Genomic DNA, 20,382 nt, shown 5'->3' with positions numbered 1-20,382 from the left:
GGGCGGCACGGCGGCCGTGGACGGGTGTGCCGGCGCCGGGGTGCACGGACGCGGGGATCCGGGATGGGGCCGGAGGCGAGGGGGACGGTGTGACGGGCGTTGACGGGTCGCCGGGCGCGACGGCAGGCGGAGGGCCGCTGCTGCTCGGGGTGCGGCATCACGGACCGGGCTCCGCGCGCGCCGTGCGGGCCGCGCTGGACTCGGCGCGGCCGCGCACCGTGCTGATCGAGGGGCCGCCCGAGGCGGACCCGCTCGTCCCGCTCGCGGCCGACGAGGAGATGCGGCCGCCGGTGGCGCTGCTCGCCCACGCCGTGGACGAGCCAGGACGGTCCGCGTTCTGGCCGCTGGCCGAGTTCTCCCCGGAGTGGGTGGCGATCCGCTGGGCTCTGGAACACGGCGTTCCGGCCCGGTTCATCGACCTGCCCGCCGCGCACACGCTGGCATGGCAGGGGGAGGACCCGGCGTCCCGGCAGGACGGGACCGGTGAGGCGGAGCCCGGGCCGTCCGTAGACGGACGCGGGGACGGAGCGGGGCCGACCGGGGCCGCCGGGCCCGGCGCGGACGGCGGACCGGAGGACACGGTGCGCGTCGACCCGGTCGCCGTACTGGCGAGAACCGCCGGATACGACGATCCGGAGCGGTGGTGGGAGGACGTCGTCGAGCACCGGGGCGCGGGGACGGCCGACGCCCTCGCCCCGTTCGCCGTGCTCGAGGAGGCGATGGGCGCCCTGCGGGAGGCGTTCGGCACCGGGGGGCGCGAGCGGGACCTCGTGCGGGAGGCGTACATGCGGCTGCAGGTGCGCGCCGCCCGGCGCGAGTTCGGCCGGGACGTGGCCGTGGTGTGCGGGGCCTGGCACGTGCCCGCGCTGCGCCGGAGGACATCCGTCGCCGCCGACCGGGCCCTGTTGAAGGGACTGCCCAAGGTGAGGACGGACATGACCTGGGTGCCCTGGACCCATCGGAGGCTGTCCCGGGCCGGTGGCTACGGCGCGGGGATCGACTCGCCCGGCTGGTACGGGCACCTGTTCGCCGCCCCCGACCGGCCCGTGGAGCGGTGGCTGACGAGGGTGGCCGGGCTGCTCCGCGAGGAGGGCCGGATTGTGTCGTCCGCGCATGTCATCGAGGCGGTGCGGCTCGCCGGGACGCTTGCCGCGCTGCGCGGACGGCCGCTGCCGGGGCTGTCCGAGACGACCGACGCGGTGCGGGCGGTGATGTGCGAGGGATCGGATGTGCCGCTGGCTCTGGTGCACGACCGGCTGGTGGTCGGGGACGTCCTCGGGGAAGTGCCCGCCTCGGCCCCCGCGGTGCCGTTGCAGCGGGACCTCGCCCGGCTCCAGAAGCGGCTCAGGCTCAAACCCGAGCCGCAGGAGCGGGAGCTGGAGCTCGATCTGCGCAGGGAGACCGACGCGGGGCGCAGCCGCCTGCTCCACCGGCTGCGGCTCCTGGGGATCGGGTGGGGAGAGCCCGTGGTCTCGCGCGGCAGCACCGGGACGTTCCGGGAGACCTGGCGGCTGCGCTGGGATCCGGAGCTGGCCGTGCGGGTCGCCGAGGCCGGCGTCTGGGGGACGACCGTGCTCGGCGCCGCGACCGCGAAGGCCGAGGCGGAAGCGGTCGCCGCGCAGGCTCTCGCCGAGGTCACGGCGCTCGCCGAGCGGTGCCTGCGGGCGGAGCTGTCCGACGCGCTGCCCGTGGTCATGCGGGTCCTCGCCGACCGCGCGGCACTCGACGCCGACGTCGGACATCTGGCCCAGGCCCTGCCCGCGCTGGTCCGTGCGCTGCGCTACGGGGACGTGCGCGGCACGGACACCCGGGCGCTGGCCGAGGTCGCGACGGGCCTGGCGGAGCGGGTGTTCGTCGGGCTGCCGCCCGCCTGCGCCGCGCTGGACGCGGAGGCGGCCGAGGAGATGCGGCGTCATATCGACGCGGTGCACGGGTCGGTGGGGCTGCTGGCGGAAGGGGCCGTGGGGGCGCGAGGCGGACTGCGCGGGCGGTGGTGTTCCGTCCTGCGGGTGCTCTCCGGGCGGGACAGCGTGCCCGGGGTGATCCGCGGGCGGGCCGTGCGGCTGCTGCTGGACGACGGGGAGCTGGCGCAGGAGGATGCGGCTCGGCTGATGGGACTCGTGCTGTCGCCGGGGACGGCACCGGCGGACGCCGCCGCGTGGATCGAGGGGTTCGTCGGCGGCGGTTCCGGCGGCGGGATGCTGCTGGTGCACGACGAGCGGCTGCTCGGCCTGGTGGACGCATGGCTGACCGGGGTGCCGGCGGACGCGTTCACCGACGTACTGCCGCTGCTGAGGCGCACGTTCTCGGCCTATGAGCCGGGAGTGCGGCGCACGCTGGGTGAGCTGGTGCGGCGGGGTCCGGGGGCGCGGGGCGGCGCGGCGGCCACCGGCTCGGGCCCCTCGGGGTTCGCCGTCGAGCGGGACGCCGGGCGTGCGGACGCCGTGCTCCCTGTGCTGCGTCTGCTGCTCGGAGCGGACGAGGCCGCCGGCAACGGCGCCGCCGGCCTTGTGGGGGTGGTCCGATGAGCACGCACTCGACCGTCCGGGAGGAGACCTTGACCGTGCGGAACAGGACGGCGGAAGCCGACGAACGGCTGCGGCGCTGGCGGCTGGTGCTCGGCGGCGACGCGGCGGACGGCACCGGGCACGGGCTCGCGGGGCGGGACGCCGCGATGGACGGCGCCCTGACCGCGCTGTACGGAAAAGGGGACAAGCCCCGGCAGGGACGCGACCGTTCGGCGGGACTCGGGGCCTCCGCGCCGTCCGTCGCACGCTGGCTCGGGGACATCCGGACCTACTTCCCCTCCTCGGTCGTCCAGGTCATGCAGCGGGACGCCATCGACCGGCTCGGTCTGTCCGCTCTGCTCCTGGAGCCGGAGATGCTCGAGGCGGTCGAGCCGGACGTGCACCTGGTGGGCACACTCCTGTCGCTGAACAAGGCGATGCCGGAAACCACCAGGGAGACCGCAAGGGCGGTGGTCCGCAAGGTCGTCGAGGATCTTGAGGAGCGGCTCGCCACCCGCACCCGTGCCACGCTCACGGGCGCGCTCGACCGCAGCGCGCGTGTCACCCGGCCCCGGCACCACGACATCGACTGGAACCGCACGATCGCGGCCAACCTCAAGCACTACCTCCCGGAGTACCGCACGGTCGTGCCGGAGCGGCTGATCGGGTACGGGAGGGCGTCCCGTTCCGTGAAGAAGGAGGTCGTCCTCTGCATCGACCAGTCGGGGTCGATGGCGGCCTCGGTGGTCTACGCCTCCGTCTTCGGGGCGGTCCTTGCGTCGATGCGCTCCATCGCCACCCGGCTGGTCGTCTTCGACACGGCCGTCGCCGATCTCACGGACCAGCTCGACGACCCGGTCGACGTCCTCTTCGGGACGCAGCTCGGCGGCGGCACGGACATCAACAGGGCGCTGGCGTACTGCCAGTCCCGGATCGTGCGGCCCGCCGACACGGTCGTGGTCCTCATCAGCGACCTGTACGAAGGGGGGATCCGGGACGAGATGCTGAAGCGGGTGGCGGCGATGAAGGCGTCGGGGGTGCAGTTCGTGGCGCTGCTCGCGCTGTCCGACGAGGGGGCGCCCGCCTACGACCGCGAGCACGCGGCGGCGCTCGCGGCGCTGGGCGCACCGGCGTTCGCCTGCACGCCCGACCTGTTCCCGGAGGTGATGGCGGCGGCCATCGAGAAACGGCCCCTTCCGATACCGGAGTCGACATGACGATCCGGCGACAGGCGGGACACAACGGGCAGTTCACAAAGGGGGCCCCTCTTGATGAAGGTGAGAAAACGGATATGACTACCCATCGGTAACAGGGGACTTGCGCAACCGCAGGAGTTCCGTGCAAGGATCGACGGCGCTTCACCCTCGGCGATGCGCCGTTCGCTCCGTATCGCCTCGTTCCGCCGCACGGAGGCCCTCCTCGTCGTGACCCTGCCGGCCGCACTTCCCTTCGCCGGTGCCGCACTGCGCACGATGCGTACGGCGGCCGGGCGGCGTGCGCTCCATCTGATGCTGGTGGCGGGCGGGTTGCTGGCACTGGGGCTCCTCAGCGCCGGGCACGCCCAGGCGGCCGACGGGACGCCGCAGGCATCCGCGGCTCGGGTCGGGGCCGGTGCTCCGGCCGACGCCGTGCACCCGATCGAGGGCGGGGTGCGAGGTATCGGGAAGACCGTCGGCAGGACGGTCGGACGAGCGGTGAAGAACTCCGGCGCGACCGGGCCGGCCGCTCACCGGACCGGTACGGCCTCACCGGTGGGGCACACATCGCACGGCGCGCCGGTTTTGTTGCCCGCCGTCAGGCACACCACCGGCGTTTCCGGAACGCCCGCCGCCCCTGCGCACACCGCACCGGTGACCCGCGCGTCCGTACCCGCTGCGCCGGCCGACCCGGTCGCCTCGGTGCTCCGGACGGTTCCCGCGGTCGACCAGACCCTCCGTCATGTGGTGCGGCCCGTCGTCGGCAAGCTTCTGCAGCCGGTCGGCGACACGGTCGCTCGGCCCGTCGGGGGCCTTGTCGGGACGGTGACCGAAGGGCTGCCGGACGCACCGGTGCAGCCGTCGCTGCCCTCGCTCCCGCAACTGCCCGAACTTCCCCGGCTGCCGCGTCTTCCCGGACTGCCGACGCCGCCGGTGCACACGCTGCCCGCCCCGTCGGCCCCGCAGCAGCCGGACGGGAGCGGGCACCCGAGCGCGGTCGAACGGCGGAAGAGCGAAGCGCACGGATTCCCGGCGGTGGCCGTCCAGGCCCCGGTGGCGCCGCCCGCGCACCACGCCCACCACGCCGCCCGGCCCTCGCAGACGCCCGCGCAACAGGCCCCGGGCGGTGATCCGGGCTCGTACGGCGACCAGCCGGCCGCCGACGGCGGTGTGCCGCGGCACGGCGACGCGCACGCCGTGGCGTTCGGCGACCGGGCGCCGCTGCCGTTGATGCGGGGCGGCACCGCGGTCGTCACCATGGACGGGACCCGGGACCGGCACCGGGACATCCCCGAGTTCCCCGGCTAGGTCAGCACCTCCGCCCCGCGCGCCCCGATGCGCGGGGACGGAACCGGTCTGCCCTCCGTCCGGACCCCCGGTCCCGGACGGAAGCCACCGGATCCCGAGCCGCCACAGCCGGAACACCTCCATGGCCGCAGGTCCCCGATGACCCCCATGGATCCGTCGACCCCCACCGACACCGGCGCAGGACTCGGAACCGGTACGTCCCGAACTCACGGATTCCCGAAGGAACTGACGCACGTATGAACAAGAACATCCGACGTTCCATCGTCATAGCCGCCGGAGTCACCGGCGCATGGGCGCTCGGCTCCGCCGTCGCCGACGCGGACGAACTGCCCGCCGCCTCCGCGTCCACCCCCGACGTGGGCATCAACGCCGCGGACACGGTCGGCGCGGTCACCGACACCCTGGACGGCGTCGTCGCCGGTGTGCACAACACGGTTTCCGGCGTCACGCACGGCACGGCAGTGGACGGCGCCGCCTCGACCGCCCGGCACACGGCCACAACGGCCCACTCCACCGTCTCCGATGCCGCTCACACCCCGGCCCGGGCCGAGGCCCGGGTGGGGAAGGCGACGGCCGACGCGGGCCGGGCGGACCGGCGTTCCGGCGCGGGTGCGGCCGTGTCGCATCTCTCGCAGGCCCAGGGCCTCTCGCAGGCACGGGGCCTCGCGCACACCGTCGTGCCCCGGGCCGCCGCCACGGCGGACCACGCCACGGTCGCGGCCACCGTCGCCGTGTCCGACGCGACCGCGCCGCGGGACGAGATCGACTACCTGTTCGGCCCCCTCTCCGCCTTCGCCCCCGAGGTGGAGCAGGCACTCGCCGCCGCGCAGACCAGGCTCCAGAGTGTGCAGAACGCCGCGCGCGCCCAGGCGGGGGGCGTCGGCGGTCCGGTGCGCACAAGGGTGCAGAGCACCGTGGCAGGCGCGGGGCGTACCGCGGAGGGTGTGCACGGCGCCGCGCGACAGGCGGTCGCCGAGTCCACCGTCGTGGCGGACGAGGCGGGGGCCACCGCGGGCGCGAGTGCCTCCGCCGTTCCCGGCCATGTCACCGGAGTCGTCACGGGATTGAGGCAGCAGGTCGTCGGCACGGTCACCGACGTGCCCGGCACGGTCGGGCCGGTGGCCGCCGGGACGGCCGTAGCGGTGCTCCCCCCGGTCGCGGGCACGGTCCTCGGCGGTGTGCTGCCGGCGGCCGGGCACGCCGTGGGGCACACGACCGGCCTGGCCGACGGCGTCGTTGCGGACGTGCGGCCGCTCGCGTGGCATGCCGTCGGTGGTGCGTCCGCGCTCGGGTACGGGGCCGGCGCCGATGTGCGGCCGGTCGTGCACGGCGTGACCGGGGAGGTGACCGGCGACACCGCGGACTCCGTCCTGCCGCCGGTCGCCGGTACGGCCGTCCACGGGACCGTCCCCGTCGCCGGGCGGGCCGTCGGGGACGCCGCGCGGTCGGTGCACGGCGTGGTGGACGAGGTGCCCCCCTTCGCGGCGGGTGTCATGGGCCAGGTCCCGCCGTTCGCCGGGGATGTCGTCGAAAGCGCCACCGCATCGGCGTACGGCGTGGGCGAGGAGGTGCCGCCGTTCGTGGACGGCGTGGGCGGCGCGGTGCGGCCGGCGGTGCGGACGGTGCACGAGACCGTGCGGCCCGTCGCGTACGGCGTGGCGGGCAGCGCCGCGAACCTCGCGTACGGCGTGGCGGACGAGGTGCCGCCGTTCGCCGGCGGTGTCGCGGGTGCGGCAGGCCCTCTCGCACAGGGGGTCGCGGGCCAGGTCCCGCCGTTCGCCGGTGGCCTCGCCGGGAACGTCCGTGCCTCCGGCGCCGCGCTGGGCGAGCACGCCGTGACCGGTGTCCGGGGCGTCGCCGAGGCCGTCGTTCCGCAGCACCCGCAGCCGGAGCACGGCGAGACGTACTCCGTCTGACCCCGAGATGCCGTACGGAGCGCGGCGCGCTCCGTACGGCATCCACCGGACTCCGCGGGGGTCGAGGACCGGGCGGCCGAAAGCCGTCGACCGGCCCGACCGAGAGCCCCGCGGGCCGGGACGGATGGCCCCATTGGGGTGGGGTCCATCCGTCCCGGCGCCCTGAGGGGCGGCACAAGGGGTCCCACCGGGCCAACCCCAACCCGGTGGGACCCTGCCGCTCCGCCGCGTCCCCGGGGGCCCGCGCCCGCTCTGCCGCACGTGTGACCGGTATCACCGCTCAGGTGTGATCTGCGATTTAGGGCCCCACCTCAAGCGGCGATAACCTGCGAGACGGACATGCCGCGTGCTCGGACACCGTGTGCGCCTCCCTTGTGACCCACAGCGGACGTCACGTTGCCCTTCGCGGCACGCCCACGCATCCAACGAACCGCGAGATCACTGATAGGGACGGAAGCGCGTGGACCTGTTCGAGTACCAGGCGAGGGACCTCTTCGCCAAGCACGGTGTACCGGTGCTGGCCGGTGAAGTCATCGACACGCCTGAGGCGGCGCGCGAGATCACCGAGCGGCTGGGCGGCAAGTCGGTCGTCAAGGCGCAGGTGAAGGTCGGTGGCCGCGGAAAGGCCGGCGGCGTGAAGCTGGCGGCCACCCCGGACGAGGCCGTCGCCCGCGCCACGGACATCCTCGGCATGGACATCAAGGGCCACACGGTCCACAAGGTCATGATCGCCGAGACGGCTCCCGAGATCGTCGAGGAGTACTACGTCTCCTTCCTCCTCGACCGCGCCAACCGCACCTTCCTGTCCATCGCCTCCGTCGAGGGCGGCATGGAGATCGAGGAGGTCGCGGCGACCCGCCCCGACGCCGTCGCCAAGATCGCGATCGACGCCATCGACGGCGTGGACGAGGCCAAGGCCCAGGAGATCGTGGCCGCGGCCAAGTTCCCGGCCGAGGTCGCCGACAAGGTGGCCCACGTCCTGGTCACGCTGTGGGACACCTTCGTCAAGTCGGACGCCCTCCTCGTCGAGGTCAACCCGCTGGCCAAGGTCGCCTCCGGTGACGTCATCGCCCTGGACGGCAAGGTCTCCCTGGACGACAACGCGGAGTTCCGTCACCCCGAGTTCGAGGAGCTCCACGACAAGGCGGCGGCCAACCCGCTCGAGGCCGCGGCCAAGGAGAAGAACCTCAACTACGTCAAGCTCGACGGCGAGGTCGGCATCATCGGCAACGGCGCCGGTCTGGTCATGTCGACCCTGGACGTCGTCGCCTACGCGGGTGAGGCCCACAAGGGCGTCAAGCCGGCCAACTTCCTCGACATCGGCGGTGGCGCCTCCGCCGAGGTCATGGCGAACGGCCTGGAGATCATCCTCGGTGACCCGGACGTCAAGTCCGTGTTCGTCAACGTCTTCGGCGGCATCACCGCCTGCGACGCGGTGGCCAACGGCATCGTGCAGGCCCTGGAGCTCCTCGAGTCCAAGGGCGAAGAGGTCAACAAGCCGCTCGTCGTGCGTCTCGACGGCAACAACGCCGAGCTCGGTCGCCAGATCCTGGACGACCGCAACCACCCGCTCGTACAGCGTGTGGACACCATGGACGGCGCGGCCGACAAGGCCGCCGAGCTGGCTGCGGCCGCGAAGTAAGGGACGAGGTCACAGACAACCATGGCTATCTTCCTCACCAAGGAATCCAAGGTCATCGTCCAGGGCATGACCGGCTCCGAGGGCCAGAAGCACACCAAGCGCATGCTGGCCTCCGGCACGAACATCGTCGGTGGCGTGAACCCGCGCAAGGCGGGCCAGGTCGTGGACTTCGACGGCACGGAGATCCCGGTCTTCGGCTCCGTCAAGGACGCCGTCGAGAAGACCGGCGCCGACGTCACGGTCATCTTCGTCCCGGAGAAGTTCACCAAGGACGCGGTCATCGAGGCCATCGACGCCGAGATCCCGCTCGCGGTGGTCATCACCGAGGGCATCGCGGTGCACGACTCGGCCTCCTTCTGGGCGTACGCCGGCAAGAAGGGCAACAAGACCCGCATCATCGGCCCGAACTGCCCCGGCCTGATCACCCCCGGCCAGTCGAACGCCGGCATCATCCCGGCCGACATCACCAAGCCGGGCCGCATCGGCCTGGTGTCGAAGTCCGGCACGCTGACGTACCAGATGATGTACGAGCTGCGTGACATCGGCTTCTCGACCTGCGTCGGCATCGGCGGTGACCCGATCATCGGCACCACGCACATCGACGCCCTCAAGGCCTTCCAGGACGACCCCGACACCGACCTGATCGTCATGATCGGCGAGATCGGCGGCGACGCCGAGGAGCGGGCCGCGGCCTTCATCAAGGAGAACGTGACCAAGCCGGTCGTCGGCTACGTCGCGGGCTTCACCGCGCCCGAGGGCAAGACCATGGGTCACGCGGGCGCCATCGTCTCCGGTTCGTCGGGCACCGCCCAGGCGAAGAAGGAGGCGCTGGAGGCCGCGGGCGTCAAGGTCGGCAAGACCCCGACCGAGACGGCCAAGCTGGCGCGCGAGATCCTCGCCGGCTGAGTCCTTCCCGGCTGAACGCCGGTGGGCCCGTCTCCCTCGGGAGGCGGGCCCACCGGCGTGTGCGGGGCCGACGTCAGCGCGCCTGTGGGACGAGGCGCGCCGGCCCCTTGTGGGCCTGCTTCTTCAGCAGGAGCCGCAGTCGCTGTTGCTTGGCGGACAGCGGACCCATGGCGACCTGGGGCGGGAGGTCGATGACCGCCGTTCCCTCGGGCACCGGTCGCTCGTAGTGGTCCGTCGCCATGTTGAGGGTCAGGGCGGTGGCACCCACCAGGGCGGCCGTGAAGACCACGGCCATCCGGTTCCCGCGACGGGCTCTGCGCTCGCCGACGGAGCGGACCGCGGGCGGCCGGGCGGCGCGGAGCGGGACGGACATCGCCAAGTCGGCCATCCTGTCCGGCAGTACCTCGGGTGCCGCCTGGTCCGGCACGAGGTCGGACAGCGTCTCGCGGGCCCGCTGCAGCCGGGCGGCCGCGGCCGCGGTGCTCGCCTCCGTCTCGGCCGCGGTCTCCGCGAGGCCGAGTCCGGCACCGTCGTGGAGCACCAGGGTGCGCCGATGGATCGGGGACAGCGTCAGAAGGGCGTCCAGCAGGGCCCGGTCAGCGGGGTCCGCGGGCGTATCGCGGCGGCGGTGGCGCAGCCGGAAGCGGTGCCGGGGGGAGAGTGCCCACTCGTGTGCCGCCGCGCGCACCCAGCTGGGCGGATCGCGGTCCAGGGCGACCTCGGGCCAGCGCTGCCAGGCCAGTTGGAAGGCGCGTTCGACCGCCTCGCGGGCGAGGCCGGTGCGGCCGGTGAGCAGATAGGCCTGACGCACCAGGGCCGGGGCGCAGAACCGGTAAAGGCCGTCGAACGCCTGATGCGGAGTCAGCGGACGGGTGGTGGTCCAGTCCCGCGCGCTGCCCTCGGTCCTCTCGTGCGCCGCCCATTCGGCGAGCAGCTGCGCGTACGCCCGCCTCCGCCGGCCGTGCGGTTCCGTCAGACCGTTCTCCCAGTCGCGTACTTCTTCGAGGGAGACGCCCAGTGTGACCGCCACTTGAGTCTGCGTCAGCGACTGGCTCCTGCGGAGGCGTCGGCATTCCTTGGGGTCCGGCAGCTGGGAGGCGGTGCTCTGCATCACTGGGCTGCCCTCCGTGCGTAAAAGTACATAAACGTATATTGGGCGACACAGCGGCGCTTTGCCCGTTACGCCGGTAAAGCGCGTGTCGTTGGCAGCATGGCGGGGTGACCCAATGGACCGATCGCCGATTCCCGCTGTCGCCCCTGCGCACCCGGTTGCGGGACCGCTGGCCCCATCTGGGCGAGGCCTTCGCCGCGGGCGCCGTCGCGGCCGTGCTGGGGCTCGGCTCCTTCGCCCTGCTGGTGATGGTGCTCTGGATCAGTTCCCCGTATCCCGACAACGGGCCCGGCGGTGCGCTGCGCGTGGCGGCGGCACTGTGGCTGCTGGCGCACGGCGTCGTGCTCGTCCGTACCGAGACGCTCTCCGGCCTGCCCGCGCCCGTCGGTGTCACTCCGCTGCTGCTGGCCGCGGTGCCGGTGTGGCTGCTGCACCGGGCCGCACGCGATGTGACGGACGGCGAGGGCGAGGAGACCGCGGAGGCCGGGGCGCCGCTCGTCGACGTCCGCACGGCCTGGACGGGGGTGGTGACGGGCTATCTCGCGGTGTCCGCGGTGGCCACGCTGTACGCCACGGACGGAACACTGCGCCCGGCGTGGGCGTGGTCCGCGATGCATCTGCCGCTGACCGTGGTCGTGGCGGCGGGAGCCGGAGTGTGGACGGCGTACGGGCGTCCGTGCGGACGTCTGCCGCGAAGCGCGCGCCGGGCCTTGGACCGGCTGCCCTCGGTCGTACGGCAGGTCGTCACCGCCGGAGCCGTCGATGCCGAGGGACGGGTGCGGCTGGGGGACTCCCTGAGGGCGGCCATGGCCGGAACGGCCGTGCTGGTGGGCGGGGGCGCGCTGCTCGTGGGGGTGTCACTGCTGTGGCACGGCGAGGCCGCGCAGTCGACGTTCCACCAGCTCGCGGACGGATGGTCGGGTCGCTGGGGGGTGCTGCTCCTCGCGATGGCGCTGGTGCCGAACGCGGCCGTGTGGGGTGCGGCGTACGGACTGGGGCCCGGATTCGTGCTGGGCGTGGGGCATGTGACGGGGCCGCTGTCGTCGACACGCCCGCCCGCCCTGCTGCCGCCGTTTCCTCTGCTGGCGGCCGTGCCCAGGGCGGGGGGCGGGCCTTTGTGGTGGGCGGTGGCGGCGGTGCCGGCCGCGGCGGGGGTGACGGTGGGCTGGTTCGTGGCACGGGCCGCGTGCGAGGGGCGAGAGCGCGGGCGTGCGGCGGTGTGGCCGGTGGGGCGCGCCGTGGGAGCGGTCGTCGTGGCCGGGGTGCTGTGCGGGCTGCTGCTCGGAGGTCTCGCGGAGGCGGCGGGCGGGCCGCTCGGGGTCGCCGCCCTGGCGCGCTTCGGACCGGTCGGATGGCAGGTGGGCGGTGCGGCGGCCGGCTGGACGGTGGGGCTTGGCGTGCCGGTGGCCCTGGGGGTGCGGGCATGGCGGCTGCGGGGCTCCGAGGCGCGCAAGAAGCGGACCAAGCCGAAGGAGTCGCGCAAGGGGGCGGCCGCGGTCCCGTCCCCGACGGCTGCGGAACCGGCGGACACCCACAGGGGCCGGAACGCGGACGCCGCGTGGGAGCGCCCCGGCGCCGCGCCCCGTGCGTCGTGGGACCACCCCGGTCCCGGGTCGCACCGGGCCTGGAGGGACCCCGGGCCCGCGCCGCACGGCGCGTGGGAGGACCCCGATCTGAGGCCGTACGAGGCGCTGCCCGCGGAGGACCCCGCTCTCGGGCCGAACACCGCGTGGGTGGACCTCGAACTCAAGCAGTACGAGGAGCTGTCGGCGGACGATCCGCTGCTGTCGCAGCGTCCGAAACCGTCTCCTCCCGAGGCGCCCGGACCGGGTGCCTGAGGCGGACCGTGTGTCGCGGCGGTCGGGGCCGCGCGTGCGCCCCGTCCATGCTCAGCCCTGTGTCCCCAGTACGTTCCGCAGGTCCTTGGGCAGCAGATCGTTGCAGGAGTGCTTCGCCGTGGTCGTCAGGGCGTCGTCCAGGCAGGTGTAGTAGTCCCGGTAGACCAGATGCGCCGTGAACGTGGCCGCCACCATCGCGATCGCCAGGGACGCCGTGACCAGTCCGCTGATCGCGGCCGTCGTCTGCGGGCGGGCCGTGGAGGACGCGGCGGCCTTCGGCTCGGGGTCGCGGGGCTTGGCGCGCAGCGCGCTCGAGCCCCAGTACAACGCGAGCGCGCCCAGCAGCAGGGCGACGTAGGACCAGCTGAAGAGGGCGAAGAAGAAGGCCCACATGCCGGCCAGCAGCGCGTAGCGAGCGCGGCGCTGCACCGGGTCCGTGGGGTCCCAGCGCATGCCCGTACCGGGCCGGCCGGAACCGGTGGGGCCCTCGGGCCCGCCCTGTCCGCCGGGGCTTCCGGGGCGGTCGCCGAACCGCCCGCCCGTCGAAGGGCCGGGCTGCCGGTCGCTCCACTGGCTGCCCCACGGGGTGCGTCCGCCCTCGCCGGAGCCCTCCTGCCCCTGCCCCTGTCCCTGATCCCGGCCGGGCGCCGGGTGACGCGGCTGCCAGGGCCGGTCCGGAGTGCCCTCCGGCGGCGGTGCGAAGGGGTTGTCGTCCGGGGGCGTCTTCGTGTCCCGGCCGCCGCTCGCCGATCCGCCGTGTGCGGAGTCGTCCCCGTTCTGGGGGGTCTTCGTGCCCTCCGGCGGCGGCACGGGCGAAGGGCGCCGCTCGCGCAGCAGCAGCGGAGGGAGTCGGAGACTGCGATCCGGCATCAGGTGTGCGTCTTCCCCTTGGTGGTTCCGGCGTGCGGCTTGTTCGTGGAACTCGCCGCGGGGTGTACCCCGCGGGCCTACCCGTTCCCGGACAACGTCCCACGCAGGTGCGTCGTTCCCCGAGTCGACCGCCCGTTCACCGGGCGGCTCCTCCCCAGACGCTACCTCCCGGCCACGCCCCCGTCCCGCGGGGGCCGTCCGGAGTGCCGGTATCGTTGCTGGCGGTCGTCCGCTTCGTAGACTTCCCCGTATCCGGGGGCGCAAAGCATTCGTACGACCATACAAACGCTCTGCCGACATACAAGCGCTCTGCCGAGCGACCGCACAACCGCTTCCCCGAGAAAGGGCCCCGTCGTGGCCGAGTCCGTGGCCGAGACCGTCACCGAGTCCGCGGCCAAGCGCCTGGTCGTCCTGGTCTCCGGGTCCGGCACCAACCTCCAGGCGCTCCTCGACGCCGTCGCCGAGACCGGAGTCCGTGTGTACGGCGCCGAGGTGGTGGCCGTCGGCGCCGACCGAGACGGCATCGAGGGCCTGTCCCGCGCCGAGCGCGCCGGGCTGCCCACCTTCGTGTGCCGGGTCAAGGACCACGACAGCCGGGAGGCGTGGGACAGCGCCCTCACCGAGGCAGTCGCCGCGTACGAGCCCGACCTCGTCGTCTCCGCCGGCTTCATGAAGATCGTGGGCAAGGAGTTCCTCGCGCGGTTCGGCGGACGGTTCGTCAACACCCATCCCGCCCTGCTCCCCAGTTTTCCCGGGGCCCACGGTGTGCGTGACGCGCTCGCGTACGGCGCCAAGGTCACCGGGTGCACCGTCCACTTCGTCGACGACGGCGTCGACACCGGGCCGATCATCGCTCAGGGAGTGGTGGAGGTCCGGGACGAGGACGACGAGGGCGCTCTGCACGAGCGCATCAAGGAAGTCGAGCGAAGGCTGCTCGTCGAGGTCGTGGGGCGGCTCGCCCGCAACGGCTATCGCATCGAGGGACGAAAGGTAGTTATCCAGTGACCGCCGAGAGCACCAAGCGGCCCATCCGGCGCGCGCTCGTCAGCGTCTATGACAAGACCGGGCTCGAGGACCTCGCCCGCGGGTTGCACGAGGCGGGCGTCGAGCTCGTCTCCACCGGGTCCACCGCTGCGAGGATCGCCGCCGCCGGCCTGCCCGTCACCAAGGTCGAGGAGCTGACCGGCTTCCCCGAGTGCCTGGACGGCCGGGTCAAGACCCTGCACCCCAAGGTTCACGCGGGCATCCTCGCCGACCTGCGTCTCGACAGCCACCGCGCGCAGCTCGACGAACTGGGCGTCGAGCCCTTCGACCTCGTCGTGGTCAACCTCTACCCCTTCCGCGAGACCGTCGCGTCCGGTGCCTCACCCGACGAGTGCGTGGAGCAGATCGACATCGGCGGCCCCTCCATGGTCCGCGCCGCCGCCAAGAATCACCCGTCCGTGGCCGTGGTCACCAGCCCGGAGCGCTACGGCGACGTGCTCGCAGCCGTCCGCGGCGGCGGCTTCGACCTCACGGCGCGCAAGCGGCTCGCCGCGGAGGCCTTCCAGCACACCGCCGCCTACGACGTCGCCGTCGCCTCCTGGTTCGCGTCCTCCTACGCGCCCGTCGACGACTCCGCCTTCCCGGACTTCCTGGGCGCCACCTACGAGCGCAAGAACACCCTGCGCTACGGCGAGAACCCGCACCAGCCCGCGGCGCTCTACGTGGACGGCAGCGGCGGCGGCCTCGCGGAGGCGGAGCAGCTGCACGGCAAGGAGATGTCGTACAACAACTACACGGACACGGACGCCGCGCGCCGTGCCGCGTACGACCACGCCGAGCCCTGCGTCGCCATCATCAAGCACGCCAACCCCTGCGGGATCGCGATCGGCGCGGACGTCGCCGAGGCGCACCGCAAGGCGCACGCCTGCGACCCGCTGTCCGCGTTCGGCGGCGTCATCGCCGTCAACCGTCCGGTGAGCAAGGAGATGGCCGAGCAGGTCGCCGAGATCTTCACCGAGGTCATCGTCGCGCCGGACTACGAGGAGGGCGCGCTCGAGGTCCTCACCAAGAAGAAGAACATCCGGGTCCTGCGGGCGCCCGACGGCCCGGAGAACCCGGCCGAGATCAAGCAGATCGACGGCGGTGCGCTCCTGCAGGTCACCGACCGTCTGCAGGCCGAGGGCGACGACCCCGCCCACTGGACCCTCGCCTCGGGTGACGCGCTCGGTCCCGACGAGCTGCGCGAACTCGCTTTCGCCTGGAAGGCCTGCCGCGCGGTCAAGTCCAACGCCATCCTGCTGGCCAAGGACGGGGCCTCGGTCGGCGTCGGCATGGGCCAGGTCAACCGGGTGGACTCCTGCAAGCTCGCCGTCGAGCGGGCGGGGGAGGAGCGGGCCCAGGGTTCCTACGCCGCTTCGGACGCCTTCTTCCCGTTCCCCGACGGGCCGGAGATCCTGATCGCCGCGGGTGTCAAGGCCATTGTCCAGCCGGGTGGTTCGATCCGCGACGAACAGGTCGTGGAGGCCGCCCGGGAGGCGGGCGTGACCATGTACTTCACGGGGACGCGCCACTTCTTCCACTGAGCCGGAGCCCGAAAAGGCCTGCGGCCCCTCGACGAGGGGCCGCAGGCCTTTTCGGTTCAACCACAGCTCACTGCGAGCGGATCACGATCGAGGAGCACACCTTGTCGGCGAACGTCTGCTTCTTGGCGTCCCACAGAGGCCACAGCCAGCCGAGGTAGCAGGCCACGCTGTCGAGGAAGTGGGCGATACGGCGGACGAAGGCCATGCCGACACCGAGCGGCTGACCGGTGGCCTCCTTCACCAGGCGGATGCCGACGGCCTTCTTGCCGATGGTCTGGCCGGTGCGGCCCTCCATGATCAGCTGCCAGATCGCCAGGCCGATGACGATGAGGTAGCCGACGATCGCCAGCGCTGGTATGTCCTGGGCGGCGCCGATCGCGACCAGGATGTAGGGGACGACGAACACGAGGACGTCCACCACCGTGCCGAGGAAGCGCCAGCCCCAGTTCGCGTACGGCGGCTGGGCGCCGTAGCCCGGCTGCTGCGGGTAGCCCGGGTAGCCGCCCGGCTGCTGCGGGTAGCCCTGCGGGGGGATGCCCGGCTGACCCTGCTGGGGGTAGCCGTAGCCCGGCTGGCCCTGCTGGGGCTGACCGTAGCCCGGCTGGGGCTGCCCGTAGCCGGACGGCGGGTTCTGCGGGTTCTGCGGCTGACCGTAAGGGTTGTTGGGCGAGCCGAAACTCATGGCCTGATTCCTCCGTAGCACGATCGGGGACGACGCGGAATGGCGCGGAGGATCGTCAACAGATGAGCGGTTTGCCCCCCAACACGGCCGCGATACTGCGCCAGTCATCGTCGTGGGGGAGTGGAGTCCTTGTCCAGCGGCATTACGCAGGTGTTGTCCAAGTGCAACATCACCGATCTTGGGACAGGGCGGACGGGTCGGGCGCGGAAGCCGCCCGGATTGGAACCACGGGCGGTTCATCCGGGAGGATGGGAGCCATGACCGCCCAGATTCTCGATGGCAAGGCCACCGCAGCCGAGATCAAGTCCGAGCTGACCGCCCGCGTGGCGGCGCTGAAGGAGAAGGGCGTCACGCCCGGCCTCGGCACCATCCTGGTCGGGGACGATCCCGGCAGCCGCAAGTACGTCGCCGGCAAGCACCGCGACTGTGCGGAGGTCGGTATCGCCTCCATCCAGCGCGAACTGCCCGCGACGGCCTCCCAGGAGGAGATCGAGGCGGTCGTCCGCGAGCTGAACGAGGACCCGGCCTGCACCGGCTACATCGTGCAGCTGCCGCTGCCCAAGGGCATCGACGAGAACCGGATCCTGGAGCTGATGGACCCGGAGAAGGACGCGGACGGGCTCCACCCCATGAACCTCGGGCGCCTCGTCCTGAACGAGCCGGCGCCGCTGCCCTGCACCCCGAACGGCGTGCTGACCCTCCTGCGCCGCTACGGCGTGGAAATCAAGGGCGCCGAGGTGGTGGTGGTCGGCCGGGGCGTGACCATCGGCCGCCCGATGCCGCTGCTGCTGACGCGGCGCAGCGAGAACGCCACGGTCACCCAGTGCCACACCGGCACGCGCGACCTCTCGGCCCATCTGAGGCGGGCCGACATCATCGTCGCGGCGGCGGGCTCCGCGCACCTGATCCGGGCCGAGGACGTGAAGCCGGGAGCGGCCGTCCTCGACGTCGGCGTGTCGCGCAGCGCCGAAGGCAAGATCGTCGGCGATGTGCACCCCGAGGTGGCCGAGGTGGCCGGGTGGATCTCCCCGAACCCCGGCGGTGTGGGTCCGATGACCCGCGCCCAGCTGCTCGTCAACGTGGTCGAGGCGGCGGAGCGCAGTGTCGGCTGAGAACAGGCCCGAGGGCCCCACGGGAGAGCGGCGGACCGGCGAGAGGGAGCCCGTCGCCAAGGACGCCGTGCAGGAGCAGCGGCCGGACGACACCGAGCCCGTCGTGACGGACGCCGTCAGCGCGCCCGACGCCGAGGGCAGGCCGCGGCGCGCGACCAGGCGGTTCCCCCGGGTCACCCGGGACACCGCGCGGCCCGAGGGCGGCGGCAGGGCCGCGCCCGGCGACGCACCCGCGCCCGCCCGGCAGTGGCCGATCCTGGTCGTGCTGTCCGCAGTCGCACTCGGGCTTCTGCTGACCGCGCTGGACGTGTTCCGTCTCGGCACGATCCTGATCGGCGTGGCGCTGCTCGGCGGCGCCGCGATGCGCTGGGCGCTGCCCGACGTGGGCATGCTCGCGGTGCGCTCCCGCTTCACGGACATGGTCACGTACGGCGTCCTCGGTCTGGCGATCGTGCTGCTCGCGCTGATGGCGCAGCCGAGGCCGTGGCTGGAGATACCGTTCCTCGACGACACCCTGCACTTCACGGTCCGCACCTGACGGCGTCCGGGGACGCGACACGACGGCGGCGGGCGGACCCTCACCCGAGGGTCCGCCCGCCGCCGTCGTGGGCGCCCTCGGCCGTCCGGCCGGAAAGCGGGGGCGCGCCCGGCCTCTCCCCCGTGGGAGGCCGAGCGCGCGGGGCGGCCGGCCGCCCGGGAAACACCCTCATGTACTCGCTCGGGGTGTTCAACACCCGACATTCCGCTGTGGCACGGAAGTGACCGTTCCGCTACGGTGTCCGCCCGCCGCAACGGAACCGGTGCGGCCCCGACGCCGTCCGCCGGACCGAACAGGCTCGCGGGCGGGGTGATGCGGAGGGGCGTGTCACAAATGCCCGGCAGCCCCTGCCGGACGATCTGCGGCTCGGGGTGCGGCAGTTCGTCGAGCACTGCGGCTTTTGAAGGACCGGACGGGCTCGGACCGGTCGCCGCCCGGCCGGACCGGCCGCCCGAGCCGCATGCCGTGGGAGACCGCGCCCCGACGGCCGCGCCCCGCACCCCGCCGGCGCCGCTCGCCGTGGCCTGGCGCCGTCACGCTCGGGTGAGCCGTGGTCCCTGCGCCTGCTGAGGTCACCGCTGTGTGCCCGTTGTGTCGATGTGTTGACAACTTCGGGGATGGCGGCCGAATCACAGACGGACCGTGGCTAACGTGTCCAACCGGGACGGTCCGGGGCGTCCCGCGCGGTGAACCGGGGGTCCGTTCGAACGGGCGGTGGGACACTGGGCCGCGGACCGACGGGTGTGCGACGGTGCATGCCTGCGACCGAATGCTCCCGTGCGCCCCCACTCCGGGTGGCGGGATCACGGCCGGGAGCCTCCCCGTGGGTAGCGGGGAGGGGGGACTCGACAGCGCACGGCACGCAAGGGGAACGTCAGCAGGTACCGGGGGAAAGAGGGGGAAGCAATGCCTCGTTGGAAGGCCCTGCCCGATGAACTCGACCCGCAGGTCGGTGAGTTCGCGGGACAGCTGCGGCGGCTCGTGGACCGCAGCGGGCTGAGCGTCTCCGCCGTGGCCGACCGCACGGGCTACAGCAAGACGTCCTGGGACCGTTACCTCAACGGCAGATTGCTCGCACCCAAGGGCGCGGTCATCGCCCTGGCCGAGGTGACCGGCACCAATCCCGTGCATCTGACCACCATGTGGGAGCTGGCCGAACGCGCCTGGAGCCGTTCGGAGATGCGCCACGACATGACCATGGAAGCCATCCGGATCTCCCAGGCGCGCGCCGCGCTCGGGGAGTTCGGGCCGCCTCCCGGCACCGGGGGCCGCGGTGCCACGACGACATCGGGTGTCGCGGGACCCGCCGGCGTGGCGCCGGTGGTGCCGTCGCAGCCGACGGCCACCACGGCACCGGACGCCGACGGCGCCGTGGGAGCGCCGCGGGGCGGATCCTTCGGCGAGGGCTCCCGGGGGCGGTCGCAGAACGGGCGGGCCGCCCGCGCGCCCGAGCCACCGGTGACGTCGGCGGAGGGATCCGCGGGGGCACCCGCGGCTCAACGGCAGGCGGCGGCCGGCGGCCCGCCGGACGAGGGCCGGGCGTCCGGCCGTGACACGTCCGAAGGGGCGCGCCGCAGGCGGCCGTTGCTGATGTTCCTCGCGGGGGTGGTCGGGGCGCTCGCCGTGATCGCGGTGGCGTTCTTCCTGACCGGCGGTGACGGCACGAAGGCGGCGGGCGCGCCCGGGCCGTCCGCCACGGCGCCGAGTCCCGCGCCCGACCTGCCGGCCGGCGTCAAGTGCGCCGGTGTGGGCTGCACCGGCAAGGACCCGGAGAACATGGGCTGCGGCGGCACGCTGGCGAAGACCTCCACCAGCGTCACCGTCGGCACGACCCTCGTCGAGGTCCGCTACAGCAAGACCTGCGGGGCCGCTTGGGCCCGTGTCACCCGGGCGGCGCAGGGCGACACGGTCACGGTGTCGGCGGCCGGGGCCGCCCGGCAGACCGGCTCGGTGGCCGCCGCCGGGGACACGGACGCCTACACCCCGATGGTGTCCGTGGCGGGCGGGGCCGCGGCCAAGGCGTGCGTGACGCTGACGTCGGGGCAGGAGGGGTGCACGAAGTAGGGCGCTGCCCGCGGGGCGGCCACCAGGTGAGGGGCGTGCGGGATCCTGCCGCGCGCCCCCACCGAAAAACAATCGCCGTACGGCATGCATGACCCCCGCGTCGCGGGGCAGGCGGAACGTACCCC

At 73.4% G+C, this 20,382-nt stretch carries 15 protein-coding genes; 12 read left to right on the top strand and 3 right to left on the bottom strand.

What is annotated here, in order from left to right:
• The first annotated feature begins 89 nt into the window (after window positions 1-89).
• The 6 genes from RCR19_RS15105 to sucD all read left to right on the top strand — a co-directional run bounded on the left by RCR19_RS15105 (window position 90) and on the right by sucD (window position 9,475).
• Window positions 90-2,528: a DUF5682 family protein gene (locus tag RCR19_RS15105; protein WP_331265636.1), complete on the top strand. Its 2,439-nt coding sequence runs from the start codon at window positions 90-92 to the stop codon at window positions 2,526-2,528.
• Window positions 2,525-3,724, top strand: coding sequence for a VWA domain-containing protein (locus tag RCR19_RS15100; RefSeq protein WP_331265635.1), 1,200 nt, complete (start codon window positions 2,525-2,527; stop codon window positions 3,722-3,724). Before RCR19_RS15105 ends, RCR19_RS15100 begins: the two co-directional genes overlap by 4 nt.
• A gap of 153 nt (window positions 3,725-3,877) precedes the next feature.
• Window positions 3,878-5,011, top strand: a complete 1,134-nt coding sequence (locus RCR19_RS15095) for a hypothetical protein (protein ID WP_331265634.1) — start codon at window positions 3,878-3,880, stop codon at window positions 5,009-5,011.
• Between the two features lie 236 nt (window positions 5,012-5,247).
• Window positions 5,248-6,927: a hypothetical protein gene (locus RCR19_RS15090; RefSeq protein ID WP_331265633.1), complete on the top strand. Its 1,680-nt coding sequence runs from the start codon at window positions 5,248-5,250 to the stop codon at window positions 6,925-6,927.
• A gap of 460 nt (window positions 6,928-7,387) precedes the next feature.
• Window positions 7,388-8,569 carry an ADP-forming succinate--CoA ligase subunit beta gene (sucC, locus tag RCR19_RS15085; RefSeq protein ID WP_059127257.1) on the top strand — a complete coding sequence of 394 codons (1,182 nt, stop codon included), beginning with the start codon at window positions 7,388-7,390 and terminating at the stop codon, window positions 8,567-8,569.
• A gap of 21 nt (window positions 8,570-8,590) precedes the next feature.
• Window positions 8,591-9,475, top strand: a complete 885-nt coding sequence (sucD, locus tag RCR19_RS15080; RefSeq protein ID WP_059127258.1) for a succinate--CoA ligase subunit alpha — start codon at window positions 8,591-8,593, stop codon at window positions 9,473-9,475.
• A gap of 73 nt (window positions 9,476-9,548) precedes the next feature.
• On the opposite strand, the gene RCR19_RS15075 is transcribed toward sucD, so the two are convergent.
• The gene (locus tag RCR19_RS15075; RefSeq protein ID WP_331265632.1) at window positions 9,549-10,586 is read right to left on the bottom strand and encodes a sigma factor-like helix-turn-helix DNA-binding protein; all 1,038 of its coding nucleotides are present in this window, start codon (window positions 10,584-10,586) and stop codon (window positions 9,549-9,551) included.
• A 107-nt stretch (window positions 10,587-10,693) separates the two neighbouring features.
• Between RCR19_RS15075 and RCR19_RS15070 the strand changes: the two genes are divergently transcribed.
• Entirely contained in the window at window positions 10,694-12,424 is a 1,731-nt protein-coding gene (locus RCR19_RS15070) for a DUF6350 family protein (RefSeq protein WP_331265631.1), read from the top strand.
• A 51-nt stretch (window positions 12,425-12,475) separates the two neighbouring features.
• On the opposite strand, the gene RCR19_RS15065 is transcribed toward RCR19_RS15070, so the two are convergent.
• The gene (locus RCR19_RS15065) at window positions 12,476-13,294 is read right to left on the bottom strand and encodes a hypothetical protein (protein ID WP_331265630.1); all 819 of its coding nucleotides are present in this window, start codon (window positions 13,292-13,294) and stop codon (window positions 12,476-12,478) included.
• A 354-nt stretch (window positions 13,295-13,648) separates the two neighbouring features.
• Between RCR19_RS15065 and purN the strand changes: the two genes are divergently transcribed.
• Both purN and purH read left to right on the top strand, forming a co-directional pair.
• Window positions 13,649-14,299: a phosphoribosylglycinamide formyltransferase gene (gene purN / locus RCR19_RS15060; RefSeq protein WP_331265629.1), complete on the top strand. Its 651-nt coding sequence runs from the start codon at window positions 13,649-13,651 to the stop codon at window positions 14,297-14,299.
• On the top strand, window positions 14,296-15,861 hold the full coding sequence (gene purH, locus RCR19_RS15055) for a bifunctional phosphoribosylaminoimidazolecarboxamide formyltransferase/IMP cyclohydrolase (protein WP_331265628.1): 1,566 nt from the start codon (window positions 14,296-14,298) through the stop codon (window positions 15,859-15,861). Before purN ends, purH begins: the two co-directional genes overlap by 4 nt.
• Window positions 15,862-15,928: 67 nt before the next feature.
• Here purH and RCR19_RS15050 read toward each other — a convergent pair whose 3' ends face one another.
• Window positions 15,929-16,543, bottom strand: coding sequence for an RDD family protein (locus tag RCR19_RS15050; protein WP_331265627.1), 615 nt, complete (start codon window positions 16,541-16,543; stop codon window positions 15,929-15,931).
• Window positions 16,544-16,800: 257 nt separating this feature from the next.
• Between RCR19_RS15050 and RCR19_RS15045 the strand changes: the two genes are divergently transcribed.
• From RCR19_RS15045 to RCR19_RS15035, 3 genes are all read left to right on the top strand, one after another.
• Entirely contained in the window at window positions 16,801-17,655 is an 855-nt protein-coding gene (locus RCR19_RS15045; protein WP_331265626.1) for a bifunctional methylenetetrahydrofolate dehydrogenase/methenyltetrahydrofolate cyclohydrolase, read from the top strand.
• Window positions 17,656-17,722: 67 nt separating this feature from the next.
• On the top strand, window positions 17,723-18,193 hold the full coding sequence (locus RCR19_RS15040) for a DUF3017 domain-containing protein (protein ID WP_331269449.1): 471 nt from the start codon (window positions 17,723-17,725) through the stop codon (window positions 18,191-18,193).
• 906 nt (window positions 18,194-19,099) lie between these two features.
• Window positions 19,100-20,257, top strand: coding sequence for a DUF2690 domain-containing protein (locus RCR19_RS15035; protein WP_331265625.1), 1,158 nt, complete (start codon window positions 19,100-19,102; stop codon window positions 20,255-20,257).
• The last annotated feature ends 125 nt before the right edge of the window (window positions 20,258-20,382 follow it).

This window comes from Streptomyces sp. WAC07094 (assembly GCF_036320405.1).
GTDB classification, from domain to species: Bacteria; Actinomycetota; Actinomycetes; order Streptomycetales; family Streptomycetaceae; genus Streptomyces; species Streptomyces lannensis.
The sequence above is the reverse complement of the archived record's forward strand: the minus strand, read 5'-3'. Positions and strand labels throughout refer to the sequence as shown.